Origin of the sequence: Pseudomonas sp. StFLB209 (genome assembly GCF_000829415.1) — a bacterium.
GTDB lineage: Bacteria > Pseudomonadota > Gammaproteobacteria > Pseudomonadales > Pseudomonadaceae > Aquipseudomonas.
The window spans coordinates 2,977,459-2,995,428 of the sequence record NZ_AP014637.1 but is presented as its reverse complement, the minus strand read 5'-3'; the positions used below and the strand labels follow the sequence as shown (position 1 = coordinate 2,995,428).

6 protein-coding genes are annotated in these 17,970 nt (G+C 64.5%); 2 read left to right on the top strand and 4 right to left on the bottom strand.

Going from position 1 to position 17,970, the window contains the following annotated elements:
* Nucleotides 1–34: 34 nt before the first annotated feature.
* Nucleotides 35–991, top strand: coding sequence for a siderophore-interacting protein (locus tag PSCI_RS13465; RefSeq protein WP_045487562.1), 957 nt, complete (start codon nucleotides 35–37; stop codon nucleotides 989–991).
* Nucleotides 992–1,107: 116 nt separating this feature from the next.
* Here the strand turns inward: PSCI_RS13465 and PSCI_RS13460 are convergent, their stop codons facing one another.
* From PSCI_RS13460 to PSCI_RS13445, 4 genes are all read right to left on the bottom strand, one after another.
* Nucleotides 1,108–1,881, bottom strand: coding sequence for a thioesterase II family protein (locus PSCI_RS13460; protein WP_045487559.1), 774 nt, complete (start codon nucleotides 1,879–1,881; stop codon nucleotides 1,108–1,110).
* A 10-nt stretch (nucleotides 1,882–1,891) separates the two neighbouring features.
* Nucleotides 1,892–2,137: an MbtH family protein gene (locus PSCI_RS13455; protein ID WP_045487557.1), complete on the bottom strand. Its 246-nt coding sequence runs from the start codon at nucleotides 2,135–2,137 to the stop codon at nucleotides 1,892–1,894.
* Nucleotides 2,138–2,360: 223 nt separating this feature from the next.
* Nucleotides 2,361–3,758 carry an aspartate aminotransferase family protein gene (locus PSCI_RS13450; RefSeq protein WP_045487554.1) on the bottom strand — a complete coding sequence of 466 codons (1,398 nt, stop codon included), beginning with the start codon at nucleotides 3,756–3,758 and terminating at the stop codon, nucleotides 2,361–2,363.
* Between the two features lie 167 nt (nucleotides 3,759–3,925).
* Entirely contained in the window at nucleotides 3,926–16,861 is a 12,936-nt protein-coding gene (locus tag PSCI_RS13445; protein ID WP_045487551.1) for a non-ribosomal peptide synthase/polyketide synthase, read from the bottom strand.
* Nucleotides 16,862–17,126: 265 nt separating this feature from the next.
* Between PSCI_RS13445 and PSCI_RS13440 the strand changes: the two genes are divergently transcribed.
* Nucleotides 17,127–17,669, top strand: a complete 543-nt coding sequence (locus PSCI_RS13440) for an RNA polymerase factor sigma-70 (RefSeq protein WP_045487548.1) — start codon at nucleotides 17,127–17,129, stop codon at nucleotides 17,667–17,669.
* Nucleotides 17,670–17,970: the final 301 nt, after the last annotated feature.

Here is a 17,970-nt window from a genome sequence, read left to right as displayed (position 1 = left end):
AGCACCTAAATCCCCTCGAAAAAGGCGGCGCCCCATGTCTTCCCTGACACAAACCCTGCGCAACGCTGTGCAGAAGATCATCCCGAGCAAAAAGCCCAGCTACCGGATCTTCGATATCGAGCTCAAGCAACGCATCGAGATCAGCCCATCGCTGACCCGCTTTGTCTTCACCGGCCCCGAGGTGCAGTTGATGAACACCCTGGCGCCCGACCAGCGGGTCAAGATGCTGTTCCCAGGCACAGACGGCGTAGCGCCCCAGCTCCCCCACGACGGTAACTGGCATCAGACCCTGCGCAGCCTGGCCCCGGAGAACAAGCCGCCGATGCGCACCTACACCATCCGTGCCTTGCGCCGTGAGCAGGCCGAAGTGGATGTGGAGTTCGTGCTGCATGGCGAGACGGGTCCGGCGTCGAGCTGGGCAACCCATGCCAGGCCCGGTGACCGCTTGCAGATGGTTGCGCCGGATGGCGCGCAAGGCGGCGATCCGGGCGGTTATGAATGGCAGCCGCCAGCAGGCATTCGGCATGTGTTGCTGATTGGCGATGAAACGGCGCTGCCAGCGATTGCCGGAATCCTTGAGCAGTTGAGCGACTGGCCGCAGCCACCGCAAGTGCAGGCGTTTATCGAGGTGCCGCATGCCACGGACCGTCAGCAGATCCGCCAACCGGCCAATGCTCAGGTGAACTGGCTGGTCCGTGATGAGCTGGGGCTGGGTCATGGCGAGGGTATGCGCCGCGCCGCGCTGGAGCTGGCCACGCTGCCGGAATCGGCGGCACGAGCCGCTAAACCGCAGAAGCTTGCAGAGGTGGATGTGGATACTCAGATTCTTTGGGATCGGGCCAGGTCGGCCGATCAGGAATTTTATGCCTGGGTGGCTGGTGAGTCAGCAGCGGTCATGACGATCCGTCGGCACCTGGTCGGTGAGCTGGGGCTGGATAAACGCGCCCTCACCTTCATGGGTTACTGGCGGCTGGGGCGGGTTCTGGACTGAGGCGTCTGGTGGCTAAAACAAATGCCATCCGGTCGGAGGTTGTGATTTGGAATACTGTGGAAACGAGCGGGCGGCGATCCGTCTCGCTCGTGAAGGCTATGTACCAGGCGCCACATTTATAGCGCCTGGCACACAGCCTTCGCGACCAAGGTCGCTCCCACATCTGTGAGCCTCTGATATTTGCGTAAATCCACTTCCAGACTGGAGCGCAGAATCCGTAGCACCTTGGCTTCCTGCTCACGGATGAAGAAGTGCTTGCCCGGCAGCATTTCCAGAGAGAAGTTGGCGCTGCTCTCCAGTTGCCAGGCGATCAACTGCTCCTGGGTGGCCTTGTCTTCCTTGCCGCCCAGTACATGGACCGGGCAGCTCAGACGCGGTCGTTGCCGATACTCATAAATTCCGCACAGACGAAAATCCGCCCGCAGAATGGGTAGCGTCAGGGCCATCAGCTCGTCGTTGTCCAGCACCTCTTGCGGGGTGCCGTTGAGCTCGCGCAGTTCGGTCTTGAGTTCGTCGTCGGTCTTCGGGTCGGCAAAGCCTTTGGCATAGTCGTCGCGCTGGCTCGGCGCGGCGGTGCCGGAGGCGAACAGTGAGACCGGCTCGGGCGCGCCAAACTCGCGCAGGGCATGGGCCATCTCAAAGGCCAACAGTGCGCCGAGGCTGTGCCCGAACAAGGCGTAAGGGCCGTTGATGCGCGGAATCAGTTCCTTGACCAGTTGCCGGGCCAGCGCCTGCATGTCGGTCTGCAGCGGCTCGCCGAGGCGCGCGCCACGACCGGGCAGCTCGACTGGCTGCACGCTCAGCCACTCGGGCAGCTTGCGCCGCCAGCGGCTATAGACCATGGCGCTGGCGCCAGAATACGGCAGGCAGAAGAGTTGCACGGTTGTCATGCTGCGAGCCTCAGTGAGCGGCCTGGGCTTCTTGCTTGAGGCGCGCCTGCTCTTCCATGTGTTTGCGCAGGCTCAGCGGGCGCATGTCGGTCCAGACTTCTTCGATGTAGGCCAGGCACTCTTTCTTGAAGCCGCTCTTGCCCACGGTGCGCCAGCCGTTCGGAATTTCCTTGTAGTCAGGCCAGATGGAGTACTGCTCTTCGTGGTTGACCACCACCTGGAACAGGATGTCTTCACGATCGAATACTGAGGTCATGGGTGTAGCTCCGTAGTAAGGCTGAGAGTCGTCGGGCAGCGCGCAGCGCCGCTCTGAGGAATAAACGATTGGGATGAATGAAAATTAAGTCTTCATTTGCCGCCTGAGAAACCACCACCGAATCAGCAGGTGCCCCGCAATGCTGTGGTATATCCGCAAAGAATTCGGTGGTTTGCCCGGCCCTTTCGCGAGCAGAGCTCGCTCCCACCGGGTACACACACCATCAGGCTGAGAGAATCGCCGCCTGCACGGCCTTGGCAAAGATCCGCCCGACCTGGTCGACCTGTTCGGCGCTGATGATCAGCGGTGGCAGAAAACGCACCACGCTGCCGTGGCGGCCGCCCAGTTCGAGGATCAACCCACGTTTGAGGCATTCGCGCTGAACCCGACTGGCCAGCGCGCCGTTGTGCGGCGCATGGCCTTGAGCATCCGGTTTGCCGTCGGGGTCGACCAGTTCAACACCGAGCATCAACCCCAGGCCGCGTACATCGCCCAGTTGCGGTACGCGCTGTTGCAGCTCGAGCAGGTGGCTGCGCAGGCGCTGGCCCATGTCGGCGGCGTGCTGCACCAGGTTGTGTTGTTCGATGTAGCGGATCACCGCCGAGCCTGCGGCCATGGCCATCTGGTTGCCGCGGAAGGTGCCGGCGTGGGCGCCGGGCTGCCAGGCATCGAGCCAGTCCTGGTAGACCATCACCGCCAGCGGCAGGCTGCCGCCGATGGCTTTGGACATCACTACCACGTCGGGGATGATGCCGGCGTGTTCGAAGGCGAACAGTTTACCGGTGCGAGCGAAGCCGCTCTGGATTTCGTCGATGATCAGCGGAATCTTGTGCCGGGCGGTGATCTCGCGCAGGCCGCGCAGCCAGCTGTTGGCCGCCGGAATGACTCCGCCTTCGCCCTGCACCACTTCAACGATGATCCCCGCCGGTGGCTGGACGCCGCTTTCCGGGTCGCTGAGCAGGTTTTCCAGGTAATGCAGGTTGGTCTGCACCCCGGCTTCGCCACCCTGGCCGAACGGGCAGCGGTAGTCGTAGGGGAATGGCATGAACTGCACGCCGGTGCTGAGCAGCGAACCCAGCGGGGTTTTGGCCTTGAGGTTGCCCATCAGGCTCAGCGCGCCCTGGCTCATGCCGTGGTAGCCGCCGTGGAAGGCCAGTACGGTGCTGCGACCGGTGGCGATGCGCACCAGTTTCAGCGCCGCTTCCACCGCATCGGTGCCGGTAGGGCCGGTGAACTGGATCTTGGCCTTGGCCGACAGCGCAGGCGGCAGTACGGCAAACAGGTCCTGGACGAAGCGGTCCTTGATCGGCGTGCTGAGGTCCAGGGTGTGCAGCGGCAGTTCGTCGTCGAGCACCTGACGAATGGCGTTGGTGATCACCGGGTGGTTATGCCCCAAGGCCAGGGTGCCGGCGCCGGCCAGGCAGTCGATGAAGATCCGCCCTTCGACGTCTTCGACATGAATGCCACGGGCGCGCTTGAGCGCCAGCGGAATGCGTCGCGGGTAGCTGCGGGCATTGGATTCCTGCTGCTTTTGCCGGGCCAGGATGGGGTTGTCTTCGAAGTGGTAATCCTTGTCTTCGTCCTGGGCCTTGGTCGGGCTTTCGGCAAACGCTGTGCTCATGGTTGCGCTCCTGGATACGGTTAAAAGCCGTGATGTAGCTGATTAAATCTGTAGGAGCGACCTTGGTCGCGAAGACGGACTGCCAGGCGATAGAGATGTATCGCCTGGCCAGGCCCTTTCGCGAGCAAGCTCGCTCCCACAGGTGTTCACCTGATTAATCGGTACGGTTACAACGCCTCCAGCCTCGCCATCAGGTCGTCAATGGCGCTGACTTTTTCTTCGGTCAGGGCGGCGCCGTCGAGTTTTTCGATGTGCTGCGCCAGTTCCTGCACGGTGCTGCACTCGAACATGGCCCGCAGCGGGACGCTGCGTTGCAGGGTCTGTTGCACACGCGAGGCGATCTGGGTGGCGAGCAGCGAGTGGCCGCCGAGGTCGAAGAAGTTGTCGGTGATGCCGACGTTCTCGACGCCCAGCACGTCGCTCCAGATCTGCGCCAGGGTGGTTTCCAGTTCGCTGGTCGGTGCCTGGTAATGCTGACCGGCGTTGAACTCCAGGGCTGGCAGGGCCTTGCGGTCGAGTTTGCCGTTGGGGTTGAGCGGCAGCTTGTCGAGCAACTGCCAGTGACGCGGCACCATGTACTCGGGCAGGGTCTGCGCCAGGTGGGCCTTGAGTGCGTCAACATCAACCGCGCCGTCATGCCCCACCAGGTAGCCGACCAGGTAATGGCCGGTGGCGGTGTGCTGCGCGGCCACGGCGCCGTCGCGGATCTGTGGCCACTGGCGCAACCGCGCTTCGATCTCGCCCAGTTCGATGCGGTAGCCACGGATCTTGACCTGATGGTCGGCGCGGCCAACGTATTCGAGCACGCCGTCGTTGCGCCGCCGGGCCAGGTCGCCGCTGCGGTACAGGCGCTCGCCGGGGGCACCGAACGGGTTGGGCAGGTAGCTGCTGGCGGTGCGCAGCGGGTCGTTCAGGTAGCCACGGCCGACGCCGGTGCCGGCAATGAACAGCTCGCCATGGGCCAGGGCGGCCACCGCCTGCAGTTCTTCGTCGAGGACATAGAGGCGGTTGTTGTCGGTCGGTGTACCGATCGGCAGGTAGCTGCCGGCGGTGGAGGCTTGATCGACCGGGAACAGCGCCACGTCGTCGGAACATTCGGCCGGGCCGTAGGCGTTGACCAGCGTGACCTGTGGATAGCGCTCCAGCCACTGGCGGGCCAGCGCCGGCGGCATGGCTTCGCCGGTCGGCAGCAGCCAGCGCAAGGTGCTCAGCTCGGCCTGGGGCTCGGCCAGCAGGCTCTGGATCAATGACGGTACGCTTTCCAGCACGGTGATGCCGGTTGCGCGAACGTGGCTGAGCAGCACGGCCGGGTCGTGGGCGATCAGGTCCGGGACGATCTCGACCCTGGCGCCGCACAGCCCGGCGGCGAGGAACTGCCACACCGAGATATCAAAGCTCTGCGAGGCGGTCTGGGCGATCACCGAGTGTTCGTCGAGGCCAAAATACGGCACCTTGCTCAACTGGTTGTTGAGCATGCCGGCCTGGTGCACGGCCACGCCCTTGGGCACGCCAGTGGAACCGGAGGTGTAAATCACGTAGGCCAGGTGCTGGCCGCTGACCGGGACGTTCGGCGCGGTCTCGTTACCCGAACCTTGCTGAACCTCGTCCCAGACCAGCAGTTTTGGCCGGCCCGTGGCGCAGCCCAGTTCTTCGAGCAGTTGCTCGGCCAGCTCACGACAGGCCGCGCTGCACACCAGCACGTCGGCGGCGCTGGTGTCGATGATCTGCGCCAGCCGCTGCTGCGGGTGCGCCGGGTCCAGCGGCAGGTAACCGGCACCGGCTTTGAGCGTGCCGTTGATCATGCCCAGCAGCGCCAGGCTGCGTTCGGCCAGAAGCGCCACTGGCTGGTCGGGCTGCACCCCGGCCGCCAGCAACGCATGACCCAGGCGATTGGCACGGCGCTCCAGCTCAGCGTAACTCCACGCTTCGCCCTGGCAGGCGGCGGCGATGCGCTGCGGATGGGCGGCCACTTGGGCCTCGAACAGCGGCACGTAGCCCTGTTCGAAGGGGTAGCTGCGTTGGCTACGGTTGCAGTCTTCGGTCAGCAAGCGGCGCTCGTCGTCGCCCAACAGCGGTAGCGCGGCGAAGTCCTGGTCGAAGCCGTCGGCCAGGGCCAGCAGCAAGCGCTGGAAGTCGCCGAGCAGGCGCTGCACGGTCGGTTCGTCGAAGAAGCGCTGGTCATAGGACAGGTGCAGGCCGAGGTCGTCACCGGGGTAGCAGACCACGGTCAACGGGTAGTTGGTGTGGGTGCGGCCGGAGCCGGAGCGCGCATTGAGGCCTTCGGCGCCCTGCAACACGGTGGCGTCTACCGGCGCGTTCTCGAACACGAACAGGCTGTCGAACAGTGGCTGGCCCTTGGGCAGTTCACTGCATTCCTGAATGCTGACCAGCGGCAGGTGCTCATGCTCGCGCAGTTCAAGATTGCGCTCGAACACCTGTTGTAGCCACTGACGCACGCTTAAGGACTCGCCGGCGGCCGGCATCGGCACGCGCAATGGAATGCTGTTGATGAACAGGCCGACGCAGTTCTGCATCTGCGGCAGGCTGGCCGGGCGACCGGCCACGGTGACGCCGAACAGCACATCACGCTCGCCGCTGTAGCGACGCAATACCAGCGACCAGGCAGCCTGGGCGAACGTGTTGACGGTCAACTGGTGCTGCTGCGCCAGTTCCCGCAGGCGTGCGCCCTGCTCTGCTTGCAGACGGCTGTACACATCGCCGACGCGCATGCCGCCGTTGTCGTGGAGGATCGGCCGGTCGCTGGGGATCAGGGTCGGGCGCTCGAAGCCGGCCAGCGCCTGTTGCCAGTATTCACGGGACTGCGCCAGGCCCTGATGATGCAGCCAGGAGATAAACTCGCGATACCGCGGCGGTGTCGGCAAGTTGGCCTCGCGGCCTTCACCGAGCGCCTGATAGAAGGCGAAGAAGTCGCCCATCATGATCGAACGGCACCAGGCATCGATGAGGATGTGGTGGTTGCTCATGATGAACCAGTGCCGGTCATTGGCCAGACGAATCAGGCGCAGGCGCAGCGGCGGGGTTTGCAGCAGTTCGAAACCGGCCAGCCGCTCCTCTTCCAGCAACTGTTGCAGGCGGGATTCGTGGCCGTCTGGCGGCAAGGCGCTCCAGTCGAGCAATTCCACACCGTCACCATCACCACGGTGGATGATCTGCAGCATCTGCTCGCCGGTACTCCACACAAACGAGGCGCGCAACGCTTCGTGACGGGCCACCACCGCGCGCCAGGCACGGTCGAAGCGCTCGACGTCCAGCTCGCTGTCGATGCTGTAGCGGTCCTGCATGAAGTAGATGCCGGTTCCGGATTCGAGCAAGGTGTGCAGCAGCATGCCCTCTTGCATCGGGGTCAGCGGGAACACATCGTCGATGGCCTTGAACGGCAGCGGCAGTGCATCGAGCTGGGCCTGGTTCAACCGCGCCAGCGGGAAGTCCGACGGCGTGACGCCACCGGCTTCGGGAGCCAGGCAGTGGGCGATCAAGGCGCGCAGTTCGGTTTGATAATCGGCAGCCAGACGTTCGATGGTCGCGGTGTCGAACAGTTGCTCGCTGAAGGTCCAGCGCAGGGTCAGTTCACCGCCGTACACCTGGCCGTCGACGCTGAGCCAGTTCGGCAGTGCCGCATCGGCGGCATGCTGGGCGCCACCGGCTTCGTCCAGCGGGCGCAACAGCGCGTCGTCGGCAAAGCCCTGATCGAACTGCCCCAGGTAGTTGAAGGTGATTCGTGCTTGCGGCAACGCTGCCATGGCCTGGCGGCTACCGGCATCGGCCAGGTAGCGCAACACGCCGTAACCCAGACCTTTGTGCGGCACGCTGCGCAGCTGTTCCTTGATCGCCTTGAGGCTGTCACCCGGCTCGGCGGCAGGTTGCAGACGCAAGGTGTAGGCACTGGTGAACCAGCCGACCGTGCGGCTCAGGTCGATGTCGTCGAACAGCTCTTCACGACCGTGGCCTTCCAGTTGCACCAGCGCCGAGTCGCGGCCGGTCCAGGCACACAGGGTGCGGGCCAGGGCGCTGAGCAGCAGGTCATCGACCCGCGCCCGGTAGGCCTGCGGGGCCTGGTGCAGCAATTGCCGGGTGGTGTCGGCATCCAGGCTCAGGCTGACCCGCCGTGCATCGCGCTCCAGGTTCGGCTGGCCGACGCGGTCCAGCGGCAGGTCACCCTGCGCGCCATGCAACCGGGTCTGCCACCAATCCAGTTCTTCTCGCAGCGACTCGCTGCCGGCATAGACCTGCAAGCGCCCGGCCCAGTCGCGCAGCGAGCTGGTCTTGGCCGGCAGTTGCGCTTGCTCGGCGCTTTCCTGTTGCTGATAGAGGTTGTGCAGGTCTTCCAGCAGCACCCGCCACGACACACCGTCCACCGCCAAGTGATGCACCGCGATTAGCAGGCGATCCTGCTCACCGGGAATCAGCACCGCACGCAGCAACGGACCGCTTTGCAGATCGAGGCTCTGCTGGGCCTGTTCGAAGATCGCCAGACGTTGTTCAGCGTTGTCGGCCAGGCGCACCCAGAGCAGTTCCTGGCTCGGGTCATGGGCGACGAATTGCGCACTCGCGCCATCGGTCAAGCGCAGCCGCAGCGCATCGTGGTGGCTGACCAGGGTTTGCAGCGCCTGTTCCAGCAGCGTGGCTTGCAACGGTCGCGCAGCCTGGAGCAGCAGCGACTGGTTCCAGTGCTGCGGGTTGGCCTGCTGTTGCTCGACGAACCAGTGCTGGATCGGCGTCAGGCCGGTTGCGCCCAGCACCGGGCCTTGATCGATGCTCAACCGCTCGGTCTGCCGCGCCGCGGTGGCCAGGGTGCGCACGGTCTGGTGCAGGAACAGGTCTTTGGCACTGAAGTGCACGCCGGCCTGGCGGGCGCGGCTGACCACCTGAATGGACAGGATCGAGTCGCCGCCCAAGGCAAAGAAGTTGTCGTCGATCCCGACCCGCGCCACGCCCAGCACCGACTGCCAGACCTGCGCCAGGCTCTGCTCCACAACATTACGCGGCGCCTGATAGTCGCTCTGCGCGGCGCTGAGGTCCGGTTGCGGCAGGGCACGGCGGTCGAGTTTGCCGTTGGCGGTCAGCGGGAATTGCTCCAGCAGCATCAGGTGCGCGGGCACCATATGGTCTGGCAAGGCGCTGTGCAGTTGCGCCTTGAGTTGCTCGACCAGTTCACTGGCCGCCACCCCGTCCTCACTCAACAGGTAACCGACCAGTTGCTTGCCCGACGGGCCGTCGAGGGCCAGCACCACGGCTTCACGCACCTGTTCATGGGCCAGCAGGCAGGCTTCGATTTCACCCAGCTCAATGCGGAAGCCGCGCACCTTGACCTGCTGGTCGATACGCCCGAGGTATTCCAGCTGACCGTCGCTGCCCTGGCGTACCAGGTCGCCGGTGCGGTACATCCGCCCGCCCGTTGCGGCAAATGGATCAGCGACAAAGCGCTCGGCGCTCATGGCGGCGCGGCCCCCCGAGTAGCTACTAGCCCAGTAGCCACGGGCCAGACCGTACCCACCGACATATAGCTCGCCACTGGCACCGGCTGGCACCAAGGCCAGGTCAGCATCCAGTACGTACAGGCTGCGGCTGCCGACGACGCGGCCAATCGGTACGCTGCCCAGCCCTTGCGGCAATTGCGCAGGCGCAGTGCTGGCGGTGGGCATGACCACGGTTTCGGTCGGGCCGTAGGCGTTGATCACTGTTTGCGGGGTAAAGCTGTCGCGCAGGGTTTGCAGATGCTCAGGAGTCAGTGCTTCGCCGCCGGTGATAATCAGCCGTACCGGCAGGGTTTCGTCGTGGCTGCGCAGCCATTGGGCCAATTGCCCGCCGTAGCTTGGGGTAAAGCCCAGCACATTGATGTTATGGGTGCGGATCAGGCCGCACACCGACTCGGCATCCCACTGGCCCTGCTCACGCAGCACCACTTCGGCGCCAAACAGCAGCGGCACCAACAGGCGTTCGCTGGCGGCGTCGAAGTTGATCGAATAGAAGTGCAGTTCGCAGTCTGCCGGATTGGTGGCGAACAGTTCACCCACCGCTTGCAGGTGCATGGCCAGCGGCCCCTGGGTCACCGCCACGCCCTTGGGCAGGCCGGTGGAGCCGGAGGTGTAGATCAGGTAGGCCAGATGTTCCGGCTGGCTGCGTTCTGGCAGGTTAGTGCCGGGGTAGTCGGCCAGCGCAGCGCTGTCCTGCTCCAGGCTCCAGGCCTGCACACCCGCCGGCAGCGGCGCCAGTTGGGCGAACAGCGCGTCATGCCCGAGCAATACGCTGATGCCGCTGTCTTCGATCATGTAGCTCAGGCGCTGTTGCGGGTACTCCGGGTCCAGCGGCACGTAAGCGCCACCGGCCTTGAGCACGGCCAGCAGGCCAACCACCATGTCCAGCGAGCGGCGCAGGGCCAGGCCCACCCGGACCTCCGGGCCGACGCCCAGCTCGACCAGCCGATGGGCCAGGCGATTGGCGCGGCTGTTGAGTTCGGCGTAGCTCAGCGACTGGCCCGCGCAGGTCACCGCACGGCCATCCGGTGTGGCGCCAGCCTGGGCTTGGAACAGTGCCTGCACGCTGGCCGGAATCTGGCTCAGCTCAGTGCCACGTCCGTTGTCCAGCAATGCCTGACGATCAGCCGCGCTCAACAGCGGCAGTTCGCTCAGGCGGGTGTCCGGGTCAGCGAGCATGGCCCGCAGCAGTTGCTGCCAGTGCTCGGCCATGGCTTCGATGCGCGCGGCGTCGAACAGGTCGGTGCTGTAAGTCAGGCAGCAGCGCAGTTGCGCGTCAAAGTCGGTGACTTCCAGGTTGAGATCGAACTTGGTGGCGCGGGCGTCGTTGACCAGGTAATCCACCTGCACCCCGCCGGCCAGTTCGCGCTGCTGCTGGAACTCCCAGCGCTGCACGTTGCACATCACCTGAAACAGCGGGTTGAACGCGGCGCTGCGCTGCGGCTGCAGGGCTTCGACCAGATGATCGAACGGGATGTCCTGATGCGACTGACCGTCGATGGCCACCTGGCGCACCTGCTCCAGCAGTTCGCTGACCCGCATCTGGCCATGCGGCTGGATCCGCAGCACCTGGGTGTTGAGGAAGGCGCCGATCAGCCCTTCGCTTTCCGGGCGGATCCGGTTGGCCAACGGCACGCCAATGCGCAGATCGTCCTGGCCGCCGTAGCGGTACAGCAAGGTGGCCAGTGCGGCGGTCATGGTCATGAACAGGGTCAGGCCGCGCTCACTGTTGAAGCGGCTGACCTGACGGGCCAGGTTCTCGTCCAGATCGAAGCGGTGCAGTTCGCCGCGATGGCTTTGCACTGCCGGCCGCGGCCGATCGCTGGGCAGGGTCAGCAGCGGCTGTTCGCCGCCCAGTTGGTCTTGCCAGTAAGCGAGCTGGCGCTGCATCTCGCCGCCTTCCAGCCACTGGCGATGCCAGGCGCTGTAGTCCAGGTACTGCACCGGCAGCGGCGCCAGGGAGCAATCGTGACCGGCGACGAAGTCGGCATACAGCACCGACAGTTCGCGGGCAAAGATGTCCATCGCCCAGCCTTCGGTGACGATATGGTGCAGGGTGATCAGCAGGTGATGCTCTTGCTCGCCGCTCGGCACCAGCCCGCTGTTGACCAGGCAGACGCGCAGCAACGGACCGGTTTCCAGATTGAACGGCGCATGGGCCTGCTCATCGGCCAACCGCTCGATGGTCGCCTGACGCTCAGCAGCAGGCAGGGCCGAAATGTCCAGGCGCTGCATCAGCACATCGGACTGGTCGGTCACCCGCTGCCACGGCTTGCCGTCATCACTCGGGAAGGTTGTGCGCAGGCTTTCGTGGCGCAGGATCAGCGCCTGCAAGGCACGTTCGAACGCCTCGACATCCAGCGCCCCGCGCAACCGCGCCATGCCGCCAACGTTGTAGGCCGGGCTGTCCGGGTCCATTTGCCAGAGGAACCACATGCGCTGCTGCGAATACGACAGCGGCACGCGCTGGCTGCGGTCGACCAGCGCAATAGCGCCCTGGGTGTCGCTCAGGCCCTCGGCCTGGGCCCGGGCGACCCAGGCGGCGAAGTCTTCCAGACGCCGCGACTCGAACAGGCTGCGCAGCGGCAACTCGACCGAGAACGCCTGGCGGGCGCGGGACACAATCCGGGTGGCGAGCAGCGAATGGCCGCCCAGTTCGAAGAAATCGTCATCCAGGCCGACCTGCTGCAGGCCGAGAATTTCAGCCCAGATCGCGGCCAGCTTCTGCTCCAGCTCGTTACGCGGTGCGCGGTACTCACGCTGGGCAACGTCCGGTTGCGGCAGGGCGCGACGGTCGAGCTTGCCGCTCGGGGTCAGCGGGAATTGTTCGATACGCAGGACATGCGCCGGGATCATCGGCTCCGGCAAGGCGCTGCGCAGGGCATCGCGGATACGCTCAGCCAGTGCCGCATCCGGCTCATCACCTTCAGCGACTACATAGGCGAGTAACTGGGCACCCACCGCGCCTTCGCCAAGGATCACCAGCGCCTGGCTGATGCCCGGCTGGGCGAGGATCGCGTTGCGGATTTCATCCAGTTCAATGCGTACACCGCGCAGCTTGACCTGCTCATCCAGACGCCCCAGGTACTCCAGAGCACCGTCGGCCCGCCAGCGCGCCAGGTCACCGCTGCGGTACAAGCGGCCACCGTCCTCGGCAGGCAGAAAGCGGCTAGCGGTCAGCGCTGGCTGGCCGAGGTAACCCCGGGCCAGAGCATTGCCGCCCAGCAGCAATTCGCCCCGCGCCCCCCGTGGCGCCAGTTGCCCGTCGGCGTCGTGAATCGCGGTCAGCACATTGCTCAGTGGCCGGCCGATTGGCACCCGGACGGTGGCTTCGCCGTCGCACTGCCAGTGGGTAACGTTGATCGCGGTTTCGGTCGGCCCATAGCGGTTATGCAGCGCCACCGACGGCAGGCGCTGGTGAATGCGCCGGCACAACTCGGCCGGCAGCGCTTCACCGCCGGAGAACAGGTGGCGCAGGCTGCTGCACTGGCTGAAGTGTTCCTCATCGGCGAACATTTGCAGCAGCGGCGGCACAAAGTGCAGCAGGGTCACGCCATGCTCGCGCACCCGCTCCACCAAGCGCCGCGGATCACGATGCTCGCCATTGGCGGCCAGCACCAGACGGCTGCCGCAGATCAGCGGCAGCAGGCATTCCCATAGCGATACGTCAAAGCTCAGCGGGGCTTTTTGCAGCAGCACGTCTTGCGGGCCGACCGCGTATTCATGCTGCATCCAGGCCAGGCGTTCGATCAGCGCGCCGTAGCTGTTGCCCACCGCCTTGGGCAAGCCGGTGGAACCGGAGGTGTAAATCACATAGGCCAGGTTGTGCGGATGCACGTCGACTTGCGGACCGGCATCGGCGCCCGGCCCTTGAGCCACATCATCCAGCGCCAGGCTGGCAAGCGACTCAGGCAGCGCGAAGCCGTCGAGCACCCGGCGCTGGCCCAGCAACAGCGCCACGCCGCTGTCGCGGAGCATGTGCTGCAGGCGCTCGGCCGGGTAATCCGGGTCCAGCGGTACATAGGCGGCACCGGCCTTGACGATGGCCAGCAGGCCGATCATCAGCTCCAGCGAACGTTCGGCCAGTACCCCGACCCGCACTTCCGGGCCGATGCCCTGGGCTTGCAGGCGTAGCGCCAGTTGGTTGGCCTTGCGCTCCAGCTCGGCATAGCTCAGCGACTGGTCGCCAGACACCAGGGCGGTCTGCTCAGCGCTGGCGCCGGCCTGCTGGCTCAGGCGCTGCGCCAGTTGCCAGCCAGCGGATGGCTGCGGGTTGCTGCCCCAGTGGTGCAGTTGCTCACGCTCTTGTGCGCCCAGCAGTGGCAGGTCGCCCAGCGCTTGCTGCGGCTGTGCGCACACCTGCTCCAGCAAGGTCACGAAGTGGCCGGCCAGTTGCTGCACGGTGGCCGCGTCGAACAGCTCGACGGCGTAGTCGAACGATAGGCGGATACGGCCCTGCGGGTCTTGCTCGCTGTGCAGTTGCAGGTCGCACTTGGCCTCGCGGCTGTGCCACGGCAGCTCTTCGGCCAGCAGGCCGGGCAGACGCTTGAGGGCATCGGTATTGCGCAGTTGGTGGTTGAACATCACCTCGAAACCGGCCGCATCGCCCAGCGCGGCACTGACCTGCTCGTAGTCGATGCTCTGGTTGACCTGCGCCGCCTGTACGCTGGCGCTGACCGCCGCCAACAGGCTATGGAAGTCCTGGCGCGAATCGATTTGGGCGCGCAGTACTTGGGTGTTGATGAAGAAGCCGATCAGCCCTTGGGTTTCCAGCAGTGGACGGTTGGCGTTGGGCACCCCGACGCGAATGTCGCTTTGCCCGGTGTAGCGCTGCAACAGGGCCTGGAACGCTGCCAGCAGCAGGGTAAAGCTGCTCACCTGGCGGCTGCGGGCGAGATTGTGCAAGCGCTCGCAAAGCGCCTTGTCCAGGCGTAGGCTGAGCCGCTCGGCGGCGGACACCGCTGCGCTACGCGGGCGATCCAGCGGCAGCGCCAGCGGTTCGCGCTCACCGTCCAGCGCATTGCGCCAGTAGTCGAGCTGACGCTGCTGTTCGGCGGCGTCGAAGCTGTCGCGCTGCCAGGCCGCATAGTCGGCGTACTCTACGGCCAGCGGCGCAAGTTTCAGGTCCTGGCCCTGGCTGTAGGCGGCGTACAGGCGGGCAAACTCGTCGAGCAGAATGCCCAGCGACCAGCCGTCGGCGACGATGTGCTGCAGGGTCACCAGCAGCAGGTGGTCTTCTTCGTCGAGGCTGACCAGCTTGATGCGCAGCAGCGGCCCCTGTTCCAGGTCGAAATGGCTGCGTGCTTCGGCTTCCTGAATATCCCTGGCGCGGCTTTCGCGCTCGCCAGCCGGGTGCTGGCTGAGGTCTTCGCGCAGCAGTGTCCAGTCAGCCTTGGTCAGAATGCGTTGCACAGCGGCGTCGTCTTGTTGCAGGAAGCGCGTGCGCAGCGCTTCATGACGCTGTATCAGGGTGTCGAAGGCGCGTTGCACCGCCGCCACGTCCAGTTCGCCGCGCAGGCGCAGGCCACCGGGGATGTTGTAGGCAATGCTCTGGGGTTGCAGTTGCCAGAGATACCACAGCCGGTTCTGCGCCGCCGACTGCGCCAGCAGGCCGTCGCGTGGCTGCCGTGTGATACCGCTGGAGTGCCCTTCACGGCCCTCAACTGCGGCGATGAACTCAGCCAGGGTTGGCGCTTCATAGAGGGTGCGCAGTTGCACATCCAGGCCCAACTCGTCGCGCAGCTCGGCGATCATCTGGATGGCCAGGATCGAGTTGCCGCCCTGACCGAAAAAGCTCGCATCAGGGGCCAATGTCTCGACCTTGAGGTATGCACACCAGCTTCGCTCGATGCGCTGTGCCAAGCTCTGAACCGCCGAGGCTTGCGCTAGCGCACCAGAGCCGCCTTGGCGCCACAGCGTGACGGCTTGCAGGCTGCCGTCCTTGAGCTGCGCGGCGCAGGCCGAGCGTTGCAATTTGCCGCTGGAGGTCTTGGGCAGGCTGCCGGGGTCCAGCAGGGCGACCAGCGCCGGCACCTCGCGATGCACCTCGGCCACTGCCTGGCGGATCTGCTCGACCAGTTGCTCGGGCGCTTGCTGGTTCTGCGCCCGCCGCCCGACTTCCGCCGCCACACCGAATGACTCGACACCTTCGTGCTGCACCGGGAACACCGAGACCCGGCCCTTGCGTACCGCCTCGACATGGCTCTCGACGGTGCGTTCGATGTCCTGTGGATAAAGATTCTGGCCACGGATGATCAGCAGGTCCTTGATCCGCCCGCTGACGTACAACTGGCCGTCCTGGATGAAGCCCAGGTCGCCGGTGCGCAGCCAGTGATGGCCGTCGCGCTCGAAAAACGCCTTGGCGGTGGCTTCAGGGTTGCGCCAGTAGCCGCGGGCCACACTCGGCCCGCCACTGCAGATCTCCCCCACCAGACCTTCCGCCAGTGCCTCGCCGGTCGCGGTATCAAGAATCAGCACCGGGTGCTGCGGCTGCGGCCAGCCACAACTGGCCAGCACACTGCCCTGCCCGACACGCGCCTGATGCCGGGCCAGCGCTTCGGCATCCAGCTGCAGGGTGTCGATGCCCTGGCCCGGACGGCTGCCGGTAACGAACAGCGTGGCTTCGGCCAGCCCGTAGCTGGCCAGGTAGTTATTGGCGTCGAAGCCGCACACGGTAAAGCGCGCGGCGAAGTCCTGCAGGCTGTCCTGACGGATCGGCTCGGCGCCGGAAAACGCCACCCGCCAGCTGCGCAGGTCAAGGCCGGCCAGCTTGCTGTCGTTGATCCGCTCGCAGCACAGGCGATAGGCGAAATCCGGGCCGCCGCTGATGGTACCGCCAAAGCGGCTGATCGCCTCCAGCCAGCGCACCGGGCGTTCAAGGAAGTATTGCGGCGACATCAGCACCACCTGCACACCGCTGTAGATACCCTGCAGCAGGCCGCCAATCAGGCCCATGTCGTGGTACAGCGGCAACCAGCTGACGATCACATCGCGGTCGATCGCGTAGCCCTGGCGGATCAGCCAGGAGTTGGCTTCCAGATTGGCATTGCTGACTTCAACGCCCTTGGGGGTCGAGGTCGAACCTGAGGTGTATTGCAGGAACGCGATGTCCTCAGCCTTGGGTTGGTGGCTGGTCCACGGCGCGTTGATCTCGGCGCTCAGCTCATCGACGGCGAGCAGTTCGGGCAGGCGTGCGCCATGCTCGTCCTGGGTGGCAGTGAGTGCCGGCAACAGTTGCGAGGTGGTGAGGATCAGGCTCGGCTCGGCGTCGCTGATGATCGACAACAGACGCTCCAGATGCTGCGAGCGGGTCGATTCCGGCGGGTAGGCCGGTACGGCGATAACTCCGGCGTACAGGCAGGCAAAGAACGACGCCACATAGTCCGGGCCGCTGGTCAGCAGCAGCAGGGCACGGTCACCGGGCTTGAAGCGCTGCGCCAGCACGGCGGCAATGGTCTGCGCCCGTGCATCAAGTTGACGGTAACTGAGCACCAGGCCTTCTTCGCTGTGGCCGTCGAGAAAACGCAGGGCCGGTTCATCGCCACGCGACGCGGCATGACGCATCAGGGCGTGAGCCAGAGAAATCGGGCGCTCGAAGAAATTTGCCATCGCTGTACCTGTCCTCAATCCATGCGGTGGGGCGCGCTACCGGGGGAACAGGCAGCCGCGCTTACATAGAATCGAAGACGGGTGACAGCGGGGAAAAATTAGCCTGACGCAATGGCGTGATAGCACTTTAGGCGTGTCGTTTGAGCGCTGAAGAAAAGACTCAAAAAATAATCATTATCATTTGACACATCAGGTTACCAGCACTATTTTACTTGCGCCGCAGGGAAATCGACCTCTTTATAACCTTCGTCGCAAAGGCAAAATCATGCAGGAATATGGATCCGTAGAGCGCAATATCGAGAGTTCGACACCGACACTTTTGGAAGCCTTACTGGATAACCGTAATACCCTGATCAAGACTGCTGCCCGAATTACGGGCTGCCACAGTCGAGCTGAAGATGTGGTGCAGGACGCATTCTTGAGACTGGCCAATACCCCAAAAATGGCATTGCCGCTCAGAGCACAGATCAGTTACGTATTCCGTATTGTCCGGAATCTGGCCATTGACCACTACCGTAAGCAGGCCATGGAGCAAAAATACTCCGGTAGTGAGGAGGAAGGTTTGAACGTTGCCGTTCAAGGAGCAACTCCAGAGAGCCAGAACCTCGATCATGAAACCCTGATGATCGTCGACAAGGCCCTCAGCGAACTGCCCCAGCGCACCCGCTATGCCTTTGAATGCTACCGGCTGCACGGCATTGCGCAGAAGGACATCGCCAAGGAGCTTGGGGTCTCGCCGACCCTGGTCAACTTCATGATCCGCGATGCCATGGTGCATTGCCGCAAGGTGCTGCACGACCGCGTTTAACCGGCTGACGAAAAACCCCTAGCGTTTTCGGCGGTCTGTTGATGGCGCCTGTCATTGTTTTGTTGATCGCAAGGTGCGCTGTTGCGCCTTGTCGTACAACGGCCTGATTAACGGACAAATAGTTGCGCACTCTGATCATCACCCGACAGTGTGTCGAGAACATTTAGCTTGCTGTTATTTTCTGCGACAGTGCTTTTGCAGCGCCTCTGCAAACTTATTCATTATGCATAGACTCCTGGCAAACCCTGACGGAGTCGAACAATCATTTAAACAGACGTTTGTTCATCGCTGAGTGATGAGT